13 protein-coding genes are annotated in these 18,301 nt (G+C 72.6%); 9 read left to right on the top strand and 4 right to left on the bottom strand.

All coding sequences use genetic code 11. From position 1 onward, the window contains the following. Window positions 1-11: 11 nt before the first annotated feature. The 5 genes from AQJ64_RS09255 (at window position 12) to AQJ64_RS09235 (ending at window position 6,315) form a co-directional block, all read left to right on the top strand. A complete protein-coding gene (locus AQJ64_RS09255) occupies window positions 12-2,456 on the top strand; it encodes a SpoIIE family protein phosphatase (protein ID WP_055631605.1) in 2,445 nt (814 codons plus the stop codon). Window positions 2,457-2,604: 148 nt separating this feature from the next. Further along, complete coding sequence (locus tag AQJ64_RS09250) at window positions 2,605-3,672, top strand: glucose-1-phosphate thymidylyltransferase (protein ID WP_055631604.1); 1,068 nt, start codon at window positions 2,605-2,607, stop codon at window positions 3,670-3,672. Further along, window positions 3,669-4,637: a dTDP-glucose 4,6-dehydratase gene (gene rfbB / locus AQJ64_RS09245; protein WP_055631603.1), complete on the top strand. Its 969-nt coding sequence runs from the start codon at window positions 3,669-3,671 to the stop codon at window positions 4,635-4,637. The genes AQJ64_RS09250 and rfbB overlap by 4 nt, the downstream gene beginning before the upstream one ends. Next, complete coding sequence (rfbD, locus tag AQJ64_RS09240) at window positions 4,634-5,515, top strand: dTDP-4-dehydrorhamnose reductase (RefSeq protein ID WP_059202560.1); 882 nt, start codon at window positions 4,634-4,636, stop codon at window positions 5,513-5,515. Before rfbB ends, rfbD begins: the two co-directional genes overlap by 4 nt. Continuing rightward, window positions 5,512-6,315, top strand: coding sequence for a class I SAM-dependent methyltransferase (locus AQJ64_RS09235; protein WP_059202559.1), 804 nt, complete (start codon window positions 5,512-5,514; stop codon window positions 6,313-6,315). The genes rfbD and AQJ64_RS09235 overlap by 4 nt, the downstream gene beginning before the upstream one ends. Window positions 6,316-6,414: 99 nt before the next feature. Here AQJ64_RS09235 and AQJ64_RS09230 read toward each other — a convergent pair whose 3' ends face one another. Further along, the gene (locus AQJ64_RS09230) at window positions 6,415-8,343 is read right to left on the bottom strand and encodes a glycosyltransferase family 2 protein (protein ID WP_059202558.1); all 1,929 of its coding nucleotides are present in this window, start codon (window positions 8,341-8,343) and stop codon (window positions 6,415-6,417) included. Window positions 8,344-8,572: 229 nt separating this feature from the next. Between AQJ64_RS09230 and AQJ64_RS09225 the strand changes: the two genes are divergently transcribed. Beyond that, window positions 8,573-9,073, top strand: a complete 501-nt coding sequence (locus AQJ64_RS09225; protein WP_055633438.1) for a metallophosphoesterase family protein — start codon at window positions 8,573-8,575, stop codon at window positions 9,071-9,073. A 143-nt stretch (window positions 9,074-9,216) separates the two neighbouring features. Here AQJ64_RS09225 and AQJ64_RS09220 read toward each other — a convergent pair whose 3' ends face one another. Beyond that, the gene (locus AQJ64_RS09220) at window positions 9,217-10,341 is read right to left on the bottom strand and encodes an XdhC family protein (RefSeq protein WP_055633439.1); all 1,125 of its coding nucleotides are present in this window, start codon (window positions 10,339-10,341) and stop codon (window positions 9,217-9,219) included. 147 nt (window positions 10,342-10,488) lie between these two features. Between AQJ64_RS09220 and AQJ64_RS09215 the strand changes: the two genes are divergently transcribed. Beyond that, the gene (locus tag AQJ64_RS09215; protein ID WP_055633440.1) at window positions 10,489-12,447 is read left to right on the top strand and encodes an elongation factor G; all 1,959 of its coding nucleotides are present in this window, start codon (window positions 10,489-10,491) and stop codon (window positions 12,445-12,447) included. Window positions 12,448-12,561: 114 nt separating this feature from the next. Next, window positions 12,562-14,421, top strand: a complete 1,860-nt coding sequence (locus tag AQJ64_RS09210) for a cellulase family glycosylhydrolase (RefSeq protein ID WP_055633444.1) — start codon at window positions 12,562-12,564, stop codon at window positions 14,419-14,421. Window positions 14,422-14,500: 79 nt separating this feature from the next. Here the strand turns inward: AQJ64_RS09210 and AQJ64_RS09205 are convergent, their stop codons facing one another. After that, window positions 14,501-15,745, bottom strand: a complete 1,245-nt coding sequence (locus AQJ64_RS09205) for a YncE family protein (RefSeq protein WP_055633441.1) — start codon at window positions 15,743-15,745, stop codon at window positions 14,501-14,503. Window positions 15,746-15,934: 189 nt separating this feature from the next. Here AQJ64_RS09205 and AQJ64_RS09200 point away from each other — a divergent pair, with 189 nt between their 5' ends. Continuing rightward, entirely contained in the window at window positions 15,935-16,600 is a 666-nt protein-coding gene (locus AQJ64_RS09200; RefSeq protein WP_055633442.1) for a TetR/AcrR family transcriptional regulator, read from the top strand. Between the two features lie 308 nt (window positions 16,601-16,908). Here AQJ64_RS09200 and AQJ64_RS09195 read toward each other — a convergent pair whose 3' ends face one another. Next, window positions 16,909-18,123: a glycosyltransferase gene (locus AQJ64_RS09195; protein ID WP_055633445.1), complete on the bottom strand. Its 1,215-nt coding sequence runs from the start codon at window positions 18,121-18,123 to the stop codon at window positions 16,909-16,911. Window positions 18,124-18,301: the final 178 nt, after the last annotated feature.

Genomic DNA, 18,301 nt, shown 5'->3' with positions numbered 1-18,301 from the left:
TAATTGCGGACGTGGTCAGTGAGGGTGCTGCGGGGCGCAGAGCGGGACCCGTGCGCGCCGAAGTCGCCCTCAAGACGATCACGGCCGATCCCGCCGCCCCGGACCGGGTACGGCGGGTCCTGGAACAGGCGCTCGTCTTCACGGGGGCGTCCCTCGCGGCCGTGTACGCGCCCGGCGAGGACGACGGACCGCTCCGGCTGACCGAGTCCGCGGGCGTGCCCGGGGCCCTGTACGGGCTGCGCGAGAGCTACCCCGCCGACGGAAGCTCCCCGGTCGCCGACGCCCACCGCACCGGTCGGCCGGTGTGGCTCGGCCCGGAGCACCTCGCCGAGGCCGCCCCGGAGTGGCGGATGTCCGTCCGGGACGTCCAGCTGGCCGCGCTGCCGGTACCCGGCGAAGGGGGACGTCTGCTGCTGGCCGTCGGCGAGCGTCCCGCCGGCTTCGACGGCGACGACCGCGCCTGTCTCGCCCTTGTCGCGGAGGCCCTCGCCGCGCCCGCACCCCCCGCCCCCGCCCCGGAGGGCGAACCCGGCACCGGCTCCTTCGGCCTCGCCATGGACACCGGCCGGGTCGAGGTCGGCGACGCGCTCCTGGACCTGTTCGGCATGGACCGGGAGGACTTCGACGGCCGTGTGGAGACCCTGCTCGCCCGCACCGTCCCCGAGGACCTGCCCTCGCTGATGTCCGTCGTCGAGGCCGACCACATGTCGATCGGCGACCGCGAGCTGGAGTTCCGGGTGCTCCGGCCCGACGGCCCGCCCCGCTGGCTGCGGCTGCGCGGCCGGCTGCTGCCCGGCGGGGAGGACCGGCCGCCCCGGCTCGTCGGCACCGTCGCCGACGCCTCCAGCCTGCGCACCGAGGTCACCGACGTGGCCCGGGTCCAGCGACTGGCCGCCGCCCTCGCCACCGCCGGCACCGTACGGGACGTCAGCCAGGCCGTCGTCACCGCCCTGCGCGAGCCGCTGCGCGCCGACCGGATCGCCCTCGCGGAGCTGGAGAACGACCGGCTCGTGGTCATCGTCCTCGACCCGCCCGACCCCGAGGCCTGGCCCGAGCTGTGGCGGTCGGAATGGCGCGGCGAATGGCCCGACGCACCCGTGCGCGCCATGCCCACCCTCGCCGCCGCGCTGCGCGAGGGCCGTGCCCGGATCTGGCCGGCCGGCAGCGACGTCCTGGAACCCGCCCTCGCCGAGGTCGGCCCCGGCGGCCTCGCGGTCCTGCCGCTGCCCGCCGCCGGCCGGATGGCGGGCGCCTGTCTCATCGGCTGGGACAGCCCGCACGACTTCGGCCCCGACGAACGCGCCCTGCTCACCGCCTCCGCCGGGCTCGCCGGACAGGCCCTGCTGCGCGCCCACGCCTTCGACGCCGAGCACGAACTCGTCGGCATGCTCCAGCGCCAGCTGCTCCCGCGCCGGCTGCCCGCGCTCCCCGGCGGGGTCGCCGTCGCCCGCTATCTGCCCGCCACCGCAGGGCTGGAGGTCGGCGGCGACTGGTACGACGTGATCCCGCTGCCCGACCATCACGTGGCCCTCGTCATCGGCGACGTCCAGGGCCACAGCGCCGCCGCCGCCACCCTGATGGGCCAGATGCGCACCGCCCTGCGCGCCTACGCCGCCGAGGGCCACCCGCCGGACGTGGTCGTCTCCCACTCCAACCGGCTGCTGACGGAGCTCGAGACCGACCTGTTCGCCACCTGCGCCTATGTCGACGTCGACATGGAGTCCGGCACCGGCTGGTGCGTACGCGCCGGACACCCGCCACCGGTGCTGCGCCACCCGGACGGCGCAACCGAAGTCGCCGAGGGCGAGGGCGGCCCGCCGCTCGGCGTGCTCGACCGGGCCGAGTTCCCGATGACCGCGCTCAGACTGCTGCCCGGCACGGTGATCGCGCTGACCACGGACGGCCTGGTGGAGTCCGCCCAGCTCGACATCGACACCGGACTGGCCCGGCTCGCCCATGAACTGTCCGTCTCCGACCCCGCCGACCTGGGCCTCGTCGCCGACGCGCTGCTGGCCGGCGCCCACCGCGCCGACGACGTGGCCCTGCTGCTGATGCGCTACGACGGCATGGCCGTCAAACCCCTGCGCGAGGGCTGGACCGTGTGGCGTGTGCCCGAGGCCGCCCGCCAGGCCCGCCGGTTCACCCGGCGCACGCTGCGCTCCTGGGCCGTGTCCGGGGACGCCATGGACACGGCCCTGCTGGTGGTCTCCGAACTCGTCACCAACGCCCTGGTGCACACCGACGGCCGGGTCCGCCTCGACCTCACCCTGGTCAACAACCGGCTGCGGGTGGCCGTCACCGACGCCTCGCCCCGCACCCCCGTCAAACCCAACGTGGGCTGGGAGGCCACCGGCGGCCGCGGCATCCTCCTCGTGGAGGCCGTCTCCGAGACCTGGGGCACGCTCCCGGTCAGCGGCGGCAAACAGGTGTGGGCCGAAGGGCCCCTGGACCGCTGACCGCCGGGTGCGTCCACGCGGCGCGGGCGGGTACCCGGCGCCCGGGATGCGCTCCGGCCCGGAATGGAACATCGTCAGGGGTGAGGACCGAAAGACACCCGACCACCACGATCCAGGCATCCGGGGCTCCGGAGGCCGAGGTGAGGCGATGAAGGCTCTCGTGCTGTCCGGCGGCGCCGGTACCCGACTCCGGCCGATCACCCACACCTCGGCCAAACAGCTCGTCCCCGTGGCCAACAAGGCCGTGCTCTTCTACGGCCTGGAGGCCATCGCCGCGGCGGGCGTCACCGAGGTCGGGGTGATCGTCGGCGACACCGCCGACGAGATCCGCGCAGCCGTCGGCGACGGCTCCCGCTTCGGCCTCGCCGTCACCTACATCCCGCAGGACCGGCCCCTCGGCCTCGCCCACGCGGTCATGGTGGCCCGCGACTACCTCGGCGACGACGACTTCGTCATGTACCTGGGCGACAACTTCATCGTCGGCGGCATCACCGACCTCGTCGACGAGTTCCGCAGGACCCGCCCCGCCGCCCAGATCCTCCTCACCCGGGTCCCCGACCCGCGCGCCTTCGGCGTCGCCGAACTCGACGCGGACGGACAGGTCGTCGGCCTGGAGGAGAAACCCGACCGGCCCAAGAGCGACCTCGCCCTGGTCGGCGTCTACCTGTTCACCCCCGCGATCCACGCCGCCGTGCACACGATCCGGCCCTCCCGGCGCGGCGAGCTGGAGATCACCCACGCCATCCAGCGGCTGATCGACGACGGCGCCGACGTCCGCTCCACGATCATCAAGGGCTACTGGAAGGACACCGGGAACGTCGTCGACATGCTGGAGGTCAACCGGACCGTCCTGGAGGGCCTCGAACCCCGGATCGACGGCGAGGTCGACGAGGCCTCCGAGACCGTCGGCCGGGTGGTCGTCGAGGCGGGCGCCAGGATCGTCAACTCACGCGTCGTCGGCCCCGTCGTCATCGGCGCGGGCACCGAGGTCCGCGACTCCTACGTCGGACCGTTCACCTCCGTCGCGGAGAACTGCCGGATCACCGACAGCGAGCTGGAGTTCTCCATCGTGCTGCGCGACTCCTCCATCGACGGGGTGGGCCGCATCGAGAACTCCCTGATCGGCCGACACGTGGAAGTCACCCCGGCGCCCGGCGTGCCGAGTGCCCACCGTCTCGTCCTCGGCGACCACAGCAAGGTACAGATCCACACATGAACCTCCTCGTCACCGGAGCCGCCGGCTTCATCGGCTCCACGTACGTCCGCGGCCTCCTCGCCCGCGACACCGCTCTCGACATCACCGTCCTGGACAAGCTGACCTACGCGGGCACCCTCACCAACCTGCCGGTCGGCCACCCCCGCCTGGAGTTCGTGCAGGGCGACATCTGCGACGCCGACCTCGTCGACAAGCTGGCCGCCGGCGCCGACCAGATCGTGCACTTCGCCGCAGAGTCCCACGTGGACCGCTCCATCGAGGGCGCCGGGACGTTCGTACGCACCAATGTGCTCGGCACGCAGACGCTGCTCGACGCGGCCCTGCGGCACGGCGTCGGACCGTTCGTGCACGTCTCCACCGACGAGGTCTACGGCTCCATCGAGACCGGCTCCTGGCCCGAGGACCACCCGCTCGGCCCCACCTCCCCGTACTCCGCGTCCAAGGCGTCCTCCGACCTGATCGCGCTGGCTTTCCACCGCACCCACGGCCTGGACGTGCGGGTCACCCGCTGCTCCAACAACTACGGCCCGCACCAGTTCCCCGAGAAGGTCATCCCGCTGTTCGTCACCCACCTCCTCGACGGCGAGCGGGTCCCCCTCTACGGCGACGGACGCAACGTCCGCGACTGGCTGCACGTCGAGGACCACTGCCGGGGCGTCGACCTCGTGCGCGCCAAGGGACGCCCCGGTGAGGTCTACAACATCGGCGGCGGCACCGAGCTCAGCAACCGGGAGCTGACCGGGCTGCTGCTCGAGGCCTGCGACGCCGACTGGGACCGCGTCGACCACGTGCCCGACCGCAAGGGCCACGACCTGCGCTACAGCGTCGACTGGACCAAGGCCCGCACCGAACTCGGCTACCGGCCCCGGCACGACTTCACGGCCGGCCTCGCCGACACCGTGGCCTGGTACCGGGACCACCGTGACTGGTGGGAGCCGCTGAAGCGGGGAGCGCGGACCGTATGAGATGGCTCGTCACCGGCGCCGCCGGCCTGCTCGGCCGCGACACCGTCACGGAACTGGCCCGGCGCGGCGAGGAGGTGACCGGCCTCGACCACGCGGCCCTGGACATCACCCGCCCGGACCAGGTGGAGCGGGCCGTCGCCGCGCACCGGCCCGACCTCGTCGTCAACTGCGCCGCGTACACCGCCGTCGACGACGCCGAGACCGACGAGGCCAGGGCGCTGCGGATCAACGGCGACGGCCCCCGCCTGCTCGCCCGGGCCTGCGCCGCGCACGGCGCCCGGCTGATCCATGTCTCCACCGACTACGTCTTCGCGGGCGACGCCACCGTCCCCTACCCGGAGGACCACCCCCCGGCCCCGCGCACCGCCTACGGCCGCACCAAACTCGCCGGGGAACGCGCCGTCCTCACCGAACTCCCGGACGCCTGCGTCGTCCTGCGCACGGCCTGGCTCTACGGCGTCCACGGCCCCAGCTTCGTCCGTACGATGCTGGGTCTCCAGGCCCGCCGCGACACCCTCGACGTCGTCGACGACCAGCGCGGCCAGCCCACCTGGAGCGCCGACGTCGCCGCCCGCATCGCCGACCTGGGACCGCGCACCGGCCGCACGGCCACCGGGATCCTGCACGCCACCGCCGCCGGCGAGGCGAGCTGGTACGAGCTGACCCGGGAGATCCTCCGGCTGATCGGCGCCGACCCCGACCGGGTGCGCCCCACCACCAGCGACGCCTTCCCCCGGCCCGCCCCGCGCCCCGCCTACAGCGTGCTCGGCCACGCCCGCTGGCGGGAGACGGGCCTGCGCCCGCTGCGGGACTGGCGCGCCGCGCTGCACACAGCATTGCCGCTGATCCGCAAGGAGACCCAAGGAGTCCGTTCGTGAAACGCCATGAGTTCCTCCGGGAACTGCACAAGGTCACCGCCAACCGCACCTACCTGGAGATCGGCGTCAACGACGGCCGCAGCCTGCGGCTGTCCCGAGTGCCCAGCATCGCCGTCGATCCCGCGTTCAAGGTGACCTCCGAGATCCGCTGCGACGTCCATCTGGTGAAGGCCACCAGCGACGACTTCTTCGCCCGCGACAACCCCCTCCAGCACCTCAGGGGCGGCCGTCACCCCTGGCGCAACCTCCGCCGCGGCCGCCCGGCCCTCGGCCACTGGCGGCGCCCCGCCCTCGACCTCTCCTTCATCGACGGCATGCACCTGTTCGAGTACGCGCTGCGCGACTTCATCAACGTCGAGCGGCACTCCGACTGGGCGAGCGTGATCGTCTTCGACGACATGCTGCCGCGCAACGTCGACGAGGCGGCCCGCGAACGCCACACCACCGCCTGGACCGGGGACGTCTTCAAGATCACCGAGATCCTGGACCGGTACCGCCCCGACCTCGTGACCGTCCTCGTCGACACCGAGCCCACCGGCCAGCTCCTCGTCTTCGGCGCGGACCCGCGCAGCCGGGTACTGAGTCAGCGCTACGACGAGATCCTCGCCGAGTTCGACGTGCCCGACCCGCAGAAGGTCCCGGAGACCGTCCTCGACCGCGTCCGCGCGGTCCCGCCGGAGACCCTGCTGGAGGCCGGCTTCTGGCGTCCCCTGACCCGGGCCCGCAACCGTGGCCTGTCCCGCGGCCGAGGCTGGGACGCGCTGCGGGGCGCGCTGGCCCAGGTGTCGGTCGGCCACTGACCCTTGCTCTCAACGGGCGCTGCTTTCAAGGTGCGCTGCTTTCAAGGGGCGCGGGGCACTGCGCGACCAGCCACGACGCAGCCGCAGCCGGACGACGCCTCAGCGCCCCCCGCGCCCCCCGCCCCGCACCACCCGTCCGAGCACCCGATGCACCGCACGCCGCACCCGGCGCCCCAGCCTCCGCAGCCCGCCGGGCCGCGGCGCCGGTACGGCCCGCACCCCGTCCGCCCCGACCCGCAGCGCCACCGCCAGCGGATGGAACCGGGCCTGCGGCCCGTCCGGGGTGAGACACAGCGCCGTGCGCCAGGTGCGGCCGGCGAGGTCGGCGACGGGCAGCGAGGCCTCCAGCCGCCCGCCGGGCAGCAGCACTGCGGGCACGTCGTGGGAACCCGGCCCGCTCAGCCGCAGCAGCACCCCGGTGCGCACGGGCACATGCAGCCGCAGGTCCACCCCGATCCGCTCCCCGGCGACCGTGACGTCCCCGGGCACCGGTCGGCCGAGGCCCAGCCGCTTGCCCGCCCGGCCGATGTCCAGCGCGAGACTGGTGTGCCGGTCGGTCCAGTACGGCAGCACCACGCGGCCCGCGACGACGGCGGCCGGCGGCTCCGGGCGGTCGTGGCGGGGCGCCGGGCCGAGCCGCAGCTCCTTCGTCCAGCCGCCGAGCCCGACCCGTACGTACGCGTCCCAGAGACCGTCGCCCGGCAGCACCGCGCGGTCCGCGGGATCGACGGTGGCCGTCCCCCGCAGCACCAGCCGCACCCGGCTGCCGTCCCCGGCCGGGACCGTCTCGCGGACCACCTCGACCGGATGGAAGTACTGCGCGGCGCTGGCCCGGTCGCGCAGCAGCAGATCCGGTCTGGCCCTGCCGAAGCGGCCGACCGTGTCCTCGCCCAGCCACCGCACCGCCTCGCCGACGTCCTTCGGCGGCCACTGCGGGGAGCCCCCGGAGGCCGGGAACGTCATCGGCCCGCCGTCGTGCGTCAGCTCCGCGGCGAACGCGATCCGCAGCACCCCGTCCTGCCAGCGGACGTCCTCCGGGTCCACGGTGAGCGCGACCCCGGACTCCCACTCGGCGAACGCGACGACCTCGTCGTAACGCCCGTCCGTCACCAGTGCGGCGACCACCCGCTGGGTGGGCTGGAGCGGTGCCGCCACGCCCGGTCCGAACCGCTCGACGACCACCGCGTGGATCTCCTCGAAGAGTTCCTTGCGGTAGCCCTCGGGCAGGTTCAGGAACCGTCGGCCGCGCAGCCGCTCCACCATCTCCACGCGCAGCCAGCGCCGGAAGAGCCGGTCGCGCAGCGGGCCGGGCTCGGTGTACCTCTCGACGACGTCGAGGGCCTCACGGAGGTTCTTGAAGTACCCGGCCGGGTCGAAGCGCTGGAAGCCCGCGTTCGCGTCGTCGTCGCGCCGTACGTGGTAGTAGCAGACGTAGTCGCCGAGCACCGAGACGTTGTCCGCGCGCAGATAGGCCTCGGTGACGAAGACATGGTCCTCCAGGCGCCGCCGCCCCTCCGGGAAGCGCAGCCCGGTGCGTTCCAGGAACGCACGGCGGACCATCTTGTGCGGGGTGAGACTGTCGATCAGCGGCGCGTTCTCGACGCTCGCCTTCGGCCGGTTCACCCGGAACAGCTCCACCGGCACCCCGCGGCCCCGGCCGACCATCTTCCCCACGACGACGTCGGCGTCGTTGGCGACCCCGTACGCGTACATCCGCTCCAGGGCCTCGTCGCCGAGGTGGTCGTCGTTGTCGACGAACATGACGTACTCGCCGCGGGCGGCGTCGATGCCGACGTTGCGGGGCTTGCCCGACCAGCCGGAGTTCTCCTGGTGGATGACCCGCACCCGGGGATCCTCGGCGGCGAGCGCGTCGAGACGGGCGGGGGTGGCGTCGGTGGAGCCGTCGTCCACGAAGATCACTTCGTATGCGTCGGGCGGCAGCGACTGCCTGAGCAGCGACGCGACACAGTCCTCGATGTAGGGACCGGGGTTGTAGACGGGGACGATGACGCTGACCTTGACCGGCATCGGGCTCCTGGCCCCCTTTGGATCTGTGCCGTGGATCTGTGCCGTAGGGCGGATGCGCGTGGCCCCGACTCTAACTCCGCGGCCCCTCGGCCACCTGTCCTGTTCCCGAGCGTTCATGAGCCGTTGCCCGCCGATGCCCGCCGGTTGCGGGGTCGAGGGGCCGCAGAGCCGGATTCCGGCCTTGGTCCGGTCGGGTCAGGCGCGGCCCGGCCGCGCGTAGCCTGGCCCCGTGCGACTGCTGCTGATGTCCGACACCCACCTGCCCAAGCGCGCCAGGGAACTCCCCGCCCCGCTGCTCGCCGCGCTTCCCGAGGCCGATGTCGTCGTGCACGCCGGCGACTGGGTCGACACCGCCACCCTCGATCTGCTGGAGAGCCGCAGCCGTCGGCTGATCGGGGTGTACGGCAACAACGACGGCCCCGGTCTGCGCGCCCGGCTGCCCGAGGTGGCCCGTGCCGACCTCGGCGGGCTGCGCTTCGGCGTGATCCACGAGACCGGCCCCGCCCAGGGGCGCGAGGCCCGCTGCGCCGCCCGCTTCCCCGAGCTCGACGTCCTCGTCTTCGGCCACAGCCACATCCCCTGGGACAGCACCGCCCCCGGTGGACTGCGCCTGCTCAACCCGGGCTCCCCGACCGACCGCCGCCGGCAGCCGCACTGCACCTACCTCACCGCCACGGTGGCCGACGGCAGGCTCACGGACGTCGTCCTGCACCGGCTGCCGCCCCGCTGAACACGGGAACCGGGCCGCGCCCGGCCGAAACGGTCGGAGGCGGCCCGGCTGCTGTGAGTCTGCTGTGCTTCACGGACCTCCTTCCCTTGCGGGGATGGATGAAAGAGCCACTACCCACCCTCCCCGTGTCCCACACACCCCATTTAAGGATAATTTGACCGATTTTCCGGGGGGTGGCCGTGGATCGCCCCCGCCGTCCCCGTCAGCGGGGCGCCCGTGCCGCCCCAGCGCAGCGCGACGATCTCGGCGGCCACCGACACCGCGACCTCCTCGGGCGTACGGGCGCCGAGGTCGAGCCCGACCGGGGAGCGCAGCCGGGCCAGCTCGGGCTCGCCCAGCCCCGCCTCGACCAGCCGCCGCCGACGGTCGCCGTGGGTGCGCCGGCTGCCCATCGCCCCGATGTACGCGGCCGGCCGGCGCAGCGCCTCCTCGAGGAGCGGCACGTCGAACTTCGGGTCGTGGGTGAGGACGCAGATCACCGTGCGCTCGTCCGTCCGGGTGCCGCGCAGATAGCGGTGCGGCCAGTCCACGACCACCTCGACGCCCTCCGGGAAGCGGCTCGGGGTCGCGAACACGGGGCGCGCGTCGCACACCGTGACCCGGTAGCCGAGGAAGTCACCGATGCGGGCCACGGCCGCCGCGTAGTCGATCGCCCCGAACACCAGCATGCGCGGCGGCGGGGCGAAGGAGTGCAGGAACACCGTGACCGCGTCCTCGCGCCGCTGCCCGCGCGGCCCGTAGTGCCGCAGGCCGGTGGCGCCGAGGGCGAGCTCCCCGCGTGCGTCGGCGGTGACCGCCGCGTCCAGGCCCGCCGTACCGAGCGAGCCCGCGACACGGTCCGGCCGGACCGCGAGGGCGGCACCGAGCGCGGCCGGGCCGTCGGTCACGGTCGCCAGCGTCACCGGTTCGCCCGCGGCGACCGAGGCGGCGAGCGTGCCGAAGGCCGGATCCCGTGAGGGAGTGACCGGCCGTACCAGCACGGTGAGCTCCCCGCCGCAGGTCAGCCCCACCGCGAACGCGTCGGTGTCGCTGTACCCGAACGTCTCCAGGCGGGCCGTCCCGGTCGCCACGACCTCCCGGGCGAGCTCGAACACCGCACCCTCCACACAGCCCCCGGACACACTGCCCACGACCTCCTCGTCCGGCCCCACCGCCATCGCCGCCCCCGGCGCCCGCGGCGCGCTGCGGCTGACCGCGACCACGGTCGCGAGCCCGAACGGCACACCGGCGCCGTACCACCCGCTCAGCACCGGCAGAATCTCGCGCACGTGTGCACGTTAATCCGTTGCCGACCCGCCCGCCGCTCTGGTGCACTGCGCGGGTAACGGCCCCGAAGGATCAGGAGCGAGAGATGCGCACTGCGTTCATGTCCACCACGGAAGGAACGACCCCCACTCCAAAGGACATGACACCTCGTGCATCTGCTCAACCTCGGGATCCTCGCCCACGTCGACGCCGGTAAGACCAGCCTCACCGAGCGGCTGCTGCACTCCGCCGGGATCATCGACGAGCTCGGCAGCGTCGACGACGGCAGCACCCGGACGGACACCCTCGCGCTGGAGCGGCAGCGCGGCATCACCATCAAGTCCGCCGTCGTCTCCTTCCCGGTCGGCGACGTCACCGTCAACCTCATCGACACCCCGGGCCACCCCGACTTCATCGCCGAGGTGGAGCGGGTCCTCGGTGTTCTCGACGGGGCCGTTCTCGTGGTGTCCGCCGTCGAGGGTGTCCAGGCGCAGACCAGGATCCTCCTGCGCACCCTGCGCCGGCTGCGCATCCCCACGCTCGTCTTCGTCAACAAGATCGACCGGCGGGGCGCCCGCGAGGACGGTGTGCTGCGGGAACTCACCGAGCGGCTGGCGGTGCCCGTGGTCCCGATGGGGACCGTGAGCGGGATCGGGACGCGCGAGGCCGCCTTCCACCCCGCCCCGGTGCCGGTGGACGTCCTCACCGAGCACGACGACGACCTGCTCACCGCGTATGTCGACGGCACCCTCACCCCCGGGCGGATCCACGCCGCCCTCCTCGACCGGACGCGCCGCGCGCTGGTCCACCCGGTCTGGTTCGGCTCCGCCGCGACGGGCGCCGGGGCGCCCGAACTCATCGCCGGCATCAAGGAGTTGCTGCCCCGCGCGGAGGGGGACCCCGACGGTCCGCTGTCCGGATCGGTCTTCAAGGTGGAGCGGGGACCGGCCGGCGAGAAGATCGCCTACGCCCGCGTGTTCTGCGGCACCCTGCACACCCGCGACCGGGTGCCGTACGGGGACACCACGGGCAAGGTCACCGCGATCAGCGTCTTCGACCACGGCACCGACGTGCGCGAGGAGGCGGTCGCGGCGGGCCGTATCGCCCGGCTGTGGGGACTGACCGACATCCGCATCGGCGACAGCCTCGGCGTACCGCACCGGGAGCACGGCCAGGTGTTCGCACCCCCGACCCTGGAGACGGTCGTCGTACCGGGACCGGACACCGACCGGCGTTCCCTGCACCTGGCCCTCACCCAGCTGGCCGAACAGGACCCGCTGATCGGCCTGCGCCACGACGAGGTCCGCCAGGAGACCTCGGTGTCCCTGTACGGGGAGGTGCAGAAGGAGGTCGTCCAGGCGACCCTCGCCGACGACTACGGCCTTCAGGTCACCTTCCGCGGGACGACACCGCTGTGCGTGGAACGCCCGGCCGGGACCGGGGCCGCCGCCGAGTTCATCAAGAAGGACGCCAACCCGTTCCTCGCCACGGTGGGCCTGCGCGTCGACCCCGCCCCGCCCGGCACCGGTGTCGCCTTCGGCCTGGAGGTGGAGCTGGGGGCGATGCCGTACGCCTTCTTCAAGGCGGTGGAGGACACCGTACGTGCCACCCTCGGCCAGGGCCTGCACGGCTGGCAGGTCACCGACTGCGCGGTCACCATGACCCACTCCGGCTACTGGCCCCGCCAGAGCCATGCCCACCAGGGCTTCGACAAGAGCATGTCCAGCACCGGGTACGACTTCCGGGGCCTGACCCCGCTGGTCCTGGTCGAGGCGCTGCGCCGGGCGGGCACCCGGGTGTACGAGCCCATGCACCGCTTCCGGCTGGAGGTACCGGCGGACACCCTGGGCGCGCTGCTGCCGGTGCTGGCCGCGCTGCGGGCCGTACCGGGGTCGACGGACAGCCGGGGTGGCCGGTGTCTGCTCCAGGGAGCGGTGCCGGCCGCCCGGGTGCACGGCCTGGAGCAGCGTATCCCCGGGCTGACCAGGGGCGAGGGGGAGTGGGAGAGCGCCTTCGACCACTACGCGCCCGTGCTGCACGGCACGGTCCCCGAGCGGCCGCGCACCGATCTCAACCCGCTCGACAGGAAGGAGTACCTCCTGAACGTGACCGGCCGGACGGGCGTCTGAGGGGAGCGGCGTACGCCAGAGGTGAGCGACGGACGCAAGAGGTGAACAACGTTCAACCTTACTGGTGAGTCAGATGTATTGACGGTGTCCGGAAAGCGCCCGACTGTAGTGGACATGCCGAATGTCCGGGCACGTCTGCTCGCTGTTCTGGTTGTCCTCTGCGGACTCTGCGGTTTCCTGACGGCGGCGGGCACGCCCGCCGCCGCGGCCACCGTCCCCGACTCCCTCTCGTTCGACGGCACGGCGCTCACCGTGTCGAACGGCCGCTTCGTCGACGCGAACGGCCGTGAGGTGGTACTGCGCGGCTACAACGTCTCCGGTGAGACGAAACTCGCCGAGAACAAGGGCCTGCCCTTCGCCTCGGTCGCCGACGCCAAGAAGTCGGCTACGGCCCTGCGCGCCCTCGGGGGCGGCAACTCCGTGCGCTTCCTGCTCTCCTGGGCCTACGCCGAACCGGTGAAGGGCCAGGTCGACACCGCCTACCTGGCCTCCGCCACCGCCCAGATGCAGGCCTTCCTCGACGCGGGCATCCGGGTCTACCCCGACTTCCACCAGGACCTGTACTCCCGCTACCTGTTCAACTCGGGCAGCTGGTACACCGGCGACGGCGCCCCCGCGTGGGCGGTCGCGCTCGGCGGCTACCCCACCGAGTCCTGCGGCATCTGCTTCATGTGGGGCCAGAACATCACCCAGAACAGCGCGGTGACGAAGGCCCAGTACGACTTCTGGCACAACAACTACGGCCTCCAGGACTACTTCCTGGCCACCGCCCAGAAGACCATGGCGTACATCAAGGCGAACCTCACCACCGAGGAGTTCACCGGCGTCCTCGGCTTCGACCCCTACAACGAGCCCTACGCCGGCACCTATGACTCCGGTCAGGCCAGCCGCACCTGGGAACGCGACCTGCTGTGGCCCTTCTATGTGAAGTTCCGGGCCCGGATGGACGCGGCCGGCTGGACCGACAAGCCCGCCTTCGTCGAGCCGAACCTCTTCTGGAACGGCAACGTCAGCAAGGAGGAGGGCGGCCTGCTCGACGCCGGCACGCTCGGGTCCCGGTACGTCTTCAACACCCACTTCTACGACCAGAAGGCGATCTCCGGGATCCTGATGTGGGGCAACGCCGAGGACGGCCAGTACGTGAGCGACTTCGGCACGGCCCGCGACCGCGCCTCGGCCCTCGGCACGACGGCGATCGTCAGCGAGTTCGGCCACCCGCTGAACGGCAGCACCGCCGGCAAGGCGCCGACCGTGCTGAAGGCGATGTACCAGGCCCTGGACTCACGGGTGAAGGGCGCCAACTGGTGGACCACCCCCGCCACTTCGGGCCCGGTCCTGTCCGGTTCGCAGTGGCAGTGGGACATCTACAACGGCCGGCACCACGAGCTGATGAACGGCAACGCCGACAAGGTGAAGACCTCCGGCGACGCCTGGAACGACGAGGACCTCTCGGCCGTACGCCTCGACGACAGCGGTGTGGTGACGCTCCGTCAGGATGCCCGCCTCCTGGACCGGGTGTACCCGAGCGCCACGTCGGGCTCCACCGTCGCCTTCACCTACGAGGACCGCTCCCGGGACGGCTCCACCACGCTCACCTGGAACCCGGTCCCCAGCAGCCTGCCGAACGTGGCCTCGCTGGTCGGCTCCGGCCAGTACAGCGTCCTGGTGTGGCGTTCCAACGGGGGCACCGCGCCGACCGAGCTGCATCTGCCCGCGTCCTTCCCGACCGCGTCCACCACGGTCGTCTCCGACCTGGGCGCGGTGTACGGACCGCCGGCCTACACCTCCTCCACGAAGATCGCCGCCGCCGTGGAACCGGGTGGGACCGGCAGCCGCCGACTGCTGCTCGGCACCACCGACTCCGGCGTCCTGCACTACGCGCTGGTGACCAACGGCGCGACCTCGCCGTCCGCCACCCTGCTGGCCGCGGCCCGCAGCGAACTGGCGGCGTGGGTGGCCTCGAAGATCGGATGACGAAAAAGGGGGGAGGGGGGCGGGCGCCCGGCGCCCGCCCCCCTCCCCCTTTCTCCTTGTCTGCCGGTCGCCGGTCGGGTCAGCTGCCGGTGCCCGTCCAGTCGGTGGCGACATGGCCGAGCCGCACCCGCTGCGGGTGGTCGCCCACCGGGATCGACAGGACCTTCTGGCCGGTGGCGAAGTCGATCGCGGTGACCTGGTCGGCACCGCTCTCGGAGATCACACAGTCCTTGCCGTCGCCGCTGACCGTGGCCCAGTACGGCTTGGACGCGGTGACCAGCGGGCCCTCCTGGAGGGTGCTGCGGTTGACGACCGTCGCGTAGTCGTCCATGGTCCCCGCGACGCACAGCTTGCTGCCGTCCGGGCTCATCGACAGGCCGTGGTGGCGGGAGTCGTTGACGAACGTGGTGCGGTCGTCGCTCGTCGCCGGGTTCTTCGGCAGGGTCTTGGTACGGGTGATGCTGTCGCTGGCGAGGTCGTACTCGAAGAAGCCGTTGAAGAACGACACCTGGAAGTACAGCTTGGACTCGTCCGGCGAGAACACCGCCGGGCGCACCGCGTCCGAGTAGTCGGTGAGGCCGATCGCGTCCAGCTTCGCCCGCATGTCGATGATCTTGACCTGCTTGTAGGTGGTCGCGTCGACGACCGTGATGTGCCGGTCGCCCTTCGTCCAGTCCAGCCACGGGGCGTCGAGAGAGGTGTTCACGTCACCGATCGCCATGTTGTAGATGTACTTGCCGTCCTTGGTGAAGATGTTCTCGTGCGGCTTGTCGCCGGTGGCGAACGATCCCACCTGCTTGCCCGTGTTGATGTCCAGGACGTGCACCGTGTTGGCGGTCGACGCGGAGACCGCGACCCGGGTGCCGTCGGGGGAGACGGCCATGTGGTCGGAGCGGTAACCGGACACCGGGAAGCGCCAGTTGATGGCGCCGGTGGAGAGGTTGATGGAGACGACGTCGGCGAAGCTGGGGCGCGAGACGACCACGGACTTCCCGTCCGGCGTGGAGTACATGTCGTCCACGAACTGGTCGTGGCCCTCGCCGACGCCGTTGCGGATGGCCATGAAGTAGATCCACTTGATCGGGTCGGCGTTGATCTCCGCCATCCGCGCGTCCTTGTCGGGGATCACATTGATCCGGCCGACCTTCGCGAAGTCACCGGTGGACTTGATGACGTCCGCGGTGCCCTCCCAGTTGTTGCCGACGAACAGCACCTCGCGCAGTGCGGCGCCGGACGCGGCCTGGGCCGTGGTCGCGGGGGCGGTGACGGACAGGACGAGGGCTGCGGCTACGGCACAGAGGTGCCCGGGTCTGAAGGCGGCCATGAGTGCTCACTCCTCCGGAGTGGGGAAACGGGTGGGGCAGGGCTGAGCGGCTCGAAGAAGCCCGAATCTGAACACGGCTGCGTTCAGACTGTACTTACTGGAAAGTAAGGAAGGGGTGCCCTTCGCCACAAGACTCCGTGCACGACAAAATTGGCCACGGGGGAGCACGGAGCGACTCGGGAGGGTGCAGTGACGGGCAGGCTCAGGGCGCCGACCGGCCGGTACGGCGGCAAGACCGCGGCTGAGCGGCAGGCGGAGCGGCGCGGGAGGTTCCTCGACGCGGCGCTGAAGCTGTTCGGGGGCACCCCCGGCTACCGGGGCACGACGGTCGCGGCGCTCTGCGAGGCCGCGGGGCTGTCGACGCGTCAGTTCTACGAGGAGTTCCGCACCCTCGAGGACGTCCTCGCGGCCCTCCACCTCCGGGTCAACGACTGGGCGGAGGAGGCGGTCGTGGCCGCCTTCGCCGCGGCGGCGGCGGGCCTGCCGCTGGCCGAACGGGTCACCGTGATCTTCCGTGCCTACGCGGGCAACGTCACCGCGGACCCGAGCCGGATCCGGATCACCTTCGTCGAGATCGTCGGTGTCAGTCCCCGTCTGGAGGAGCAGCGCCTGGCCCGCCGTGCCCGCTGGATCGAGCTGATCTGCGCCGAGGCCACGGCCGCCGTCGAACGCGGCGAGGCGGCCCCCCGCGACTACCGCCTCGCCGCCACGGCCTTCATCGGCAGCGTCAACGGCCTCCTCCACGACTGGACCGCCGGCTGGGTCGACGCCACCCTCGACGAGGTGGTCGACGAACTGGTCCGCCAACTGCTGGGCATACTGCGCCCACCGGGGTGGGTGCCGGAGGGGCGTTAGGGCCTGTCCGGCGGAGCGTGTCGCCGTCGGTGGGCACGGGCTCGGTATGCCGGGGGCCGTCCCCGTCGGTGGGCACGGACTCGGTATACCGCGGCGTCCGGGCCTTCCTCACTCCATCCGGTTCACCGCCTCCACCGCCCGCACCTGTGCGCCTAGTTCGCCGGCCCGCTCGGTGTATCGGGGCTCGTGGGTGGCGCGGGTGAGGGCCGCTGTCAGGGGCTCGGCGGTCAGTCGGCGTAGGGGGCTGTCCCGGTGGGCCGTCCCCGTCGGTGGGCACGGGCTCGGTGTGCTGGGCGTCCGGGCCTTCCTCACTCCATCCGGTTCACCGCCTCCACCGCCCGCCCCGCCCCGTCCTCCGCCCGCACTCGTGCGCCCAACTCCCTGGCCCGCTCGGTGTATCGGGGCTCGTGGGTGGCGCGGGTGAGGGCCGCTGCCAGGGGCTCGGCGGTCAGTCGGCGCAGGGGGACCGTCCCTGGAGCCACCCCCGCCGTCACGAGGCGGTCGGCCCAGAAGCCCTCGTCGAACTGGATCGGGACCGGTACGGCCGGGACGCCTGCGCGGACCCCGGCCGCCGTGGTGCCCGCGCCGCAGTGGTGGACCACCGCGGCCGTCTCGGGGAAGAGCAGGGAGTGCGGCACCTCGTCGACGGTCAGGATGTCGTCGCCGTCGGCCGCGAGACCCGCCCAGCCGCGCTGGATCACCCCACGCAGCCCCGCCAGCCGCAGTGCCCGTACGATCTCGGCGCTCAGCCGATGGGGATCGGGTACCGTCGCGCTGCCCAGGCCGACGAAGACCGGCGGTGGTCCCGCGTCCAGGAACTCCCGCAGGGCGGAGGGGAGTTGCTGCTCGCGCTCGTATGGCCACCAGTAGCCGGTGATGTCGAGCCCCGGTCGCCAGTCGTGGGGCCGGGGCACCAGGAGGGGGCTGAATCCGTGCAGCACCGAGGGGATCCGGCGGTCGCGTGAGCGCGGGCCCCTGGCCGGGAGGTCCAGCCGGGCGCGGACGGCGGGCAGGACCGGGGCGAAGACCTGGTCGACGGCCCGTTCGACGCCGTGCCCGGCGAGGCGGTTGCCGAGGGCGCCCCAGGAGCCGCCGCCGAGCATGGGCGGGGCGAACTCCCGCGTGGGCGCGATGGGCTGGAGGTGGAGGCCGAGGATCGGCAGGGAGAGTCCCTCGGCGATGGTGTGTGCCAGAGGAGCGAGCGGGGCCGCCGCCAGCAGGGCGTCGGCATGGCGCGCGGCGCTCAGGAGACCGTCGGTCATGTCGCCGACCACCGCCCGCGCCAGCCGGATCGCCCGCAGCAGCTTGCCCGGCCCGCTGGCGCTGTGGTGCAGCCCCCGGCCGCGCTCCGACTCCAGTTCGGCCCGCGGGTCGACCGGGAGTGGATGGAAAGCCACCCCGGAGCCGGTCACCAGCGGTGCGAACCGCTCATGGGTGACCAGGGTGACCTCGTGGCCCGCGCGCACCAGGGCGTGCCCCAGGCCGGTGAAGGGGGCGACATCGCCCCGGGATCCCGCCGTCATGATCGCCACTCGCACGTCGGACAGTATGGCGGCGTCCGGACCGGAGCGGGGCCAACGATCCCGGGGGCGGGGTCACTTCACTCCTGAGACCGGTCACATGACTTCTGTCGCAGCCGTTGACTTGCCCCTCCGGCGGCTCTACTTTCGGGCCCGCAACCGTTCGGTTTGCCGATCCTCG

Source organism: Streptomyces griseoruber (assembly GCF_001514205.1).
In the GTDB taxonomy this organism is placed as follows: domain Bacteria; phylum Actinomycetota; class Actinomycetes; order Streptomycetales; family Streptomycetaceae; genus Streptomyces; species Streptomyces griseoruber.
The sequence above is the reverse complement of the archived record's forward strand: the minus strand, read 5'-3'. Positions and strand labels throughout refer to the sequence as shown.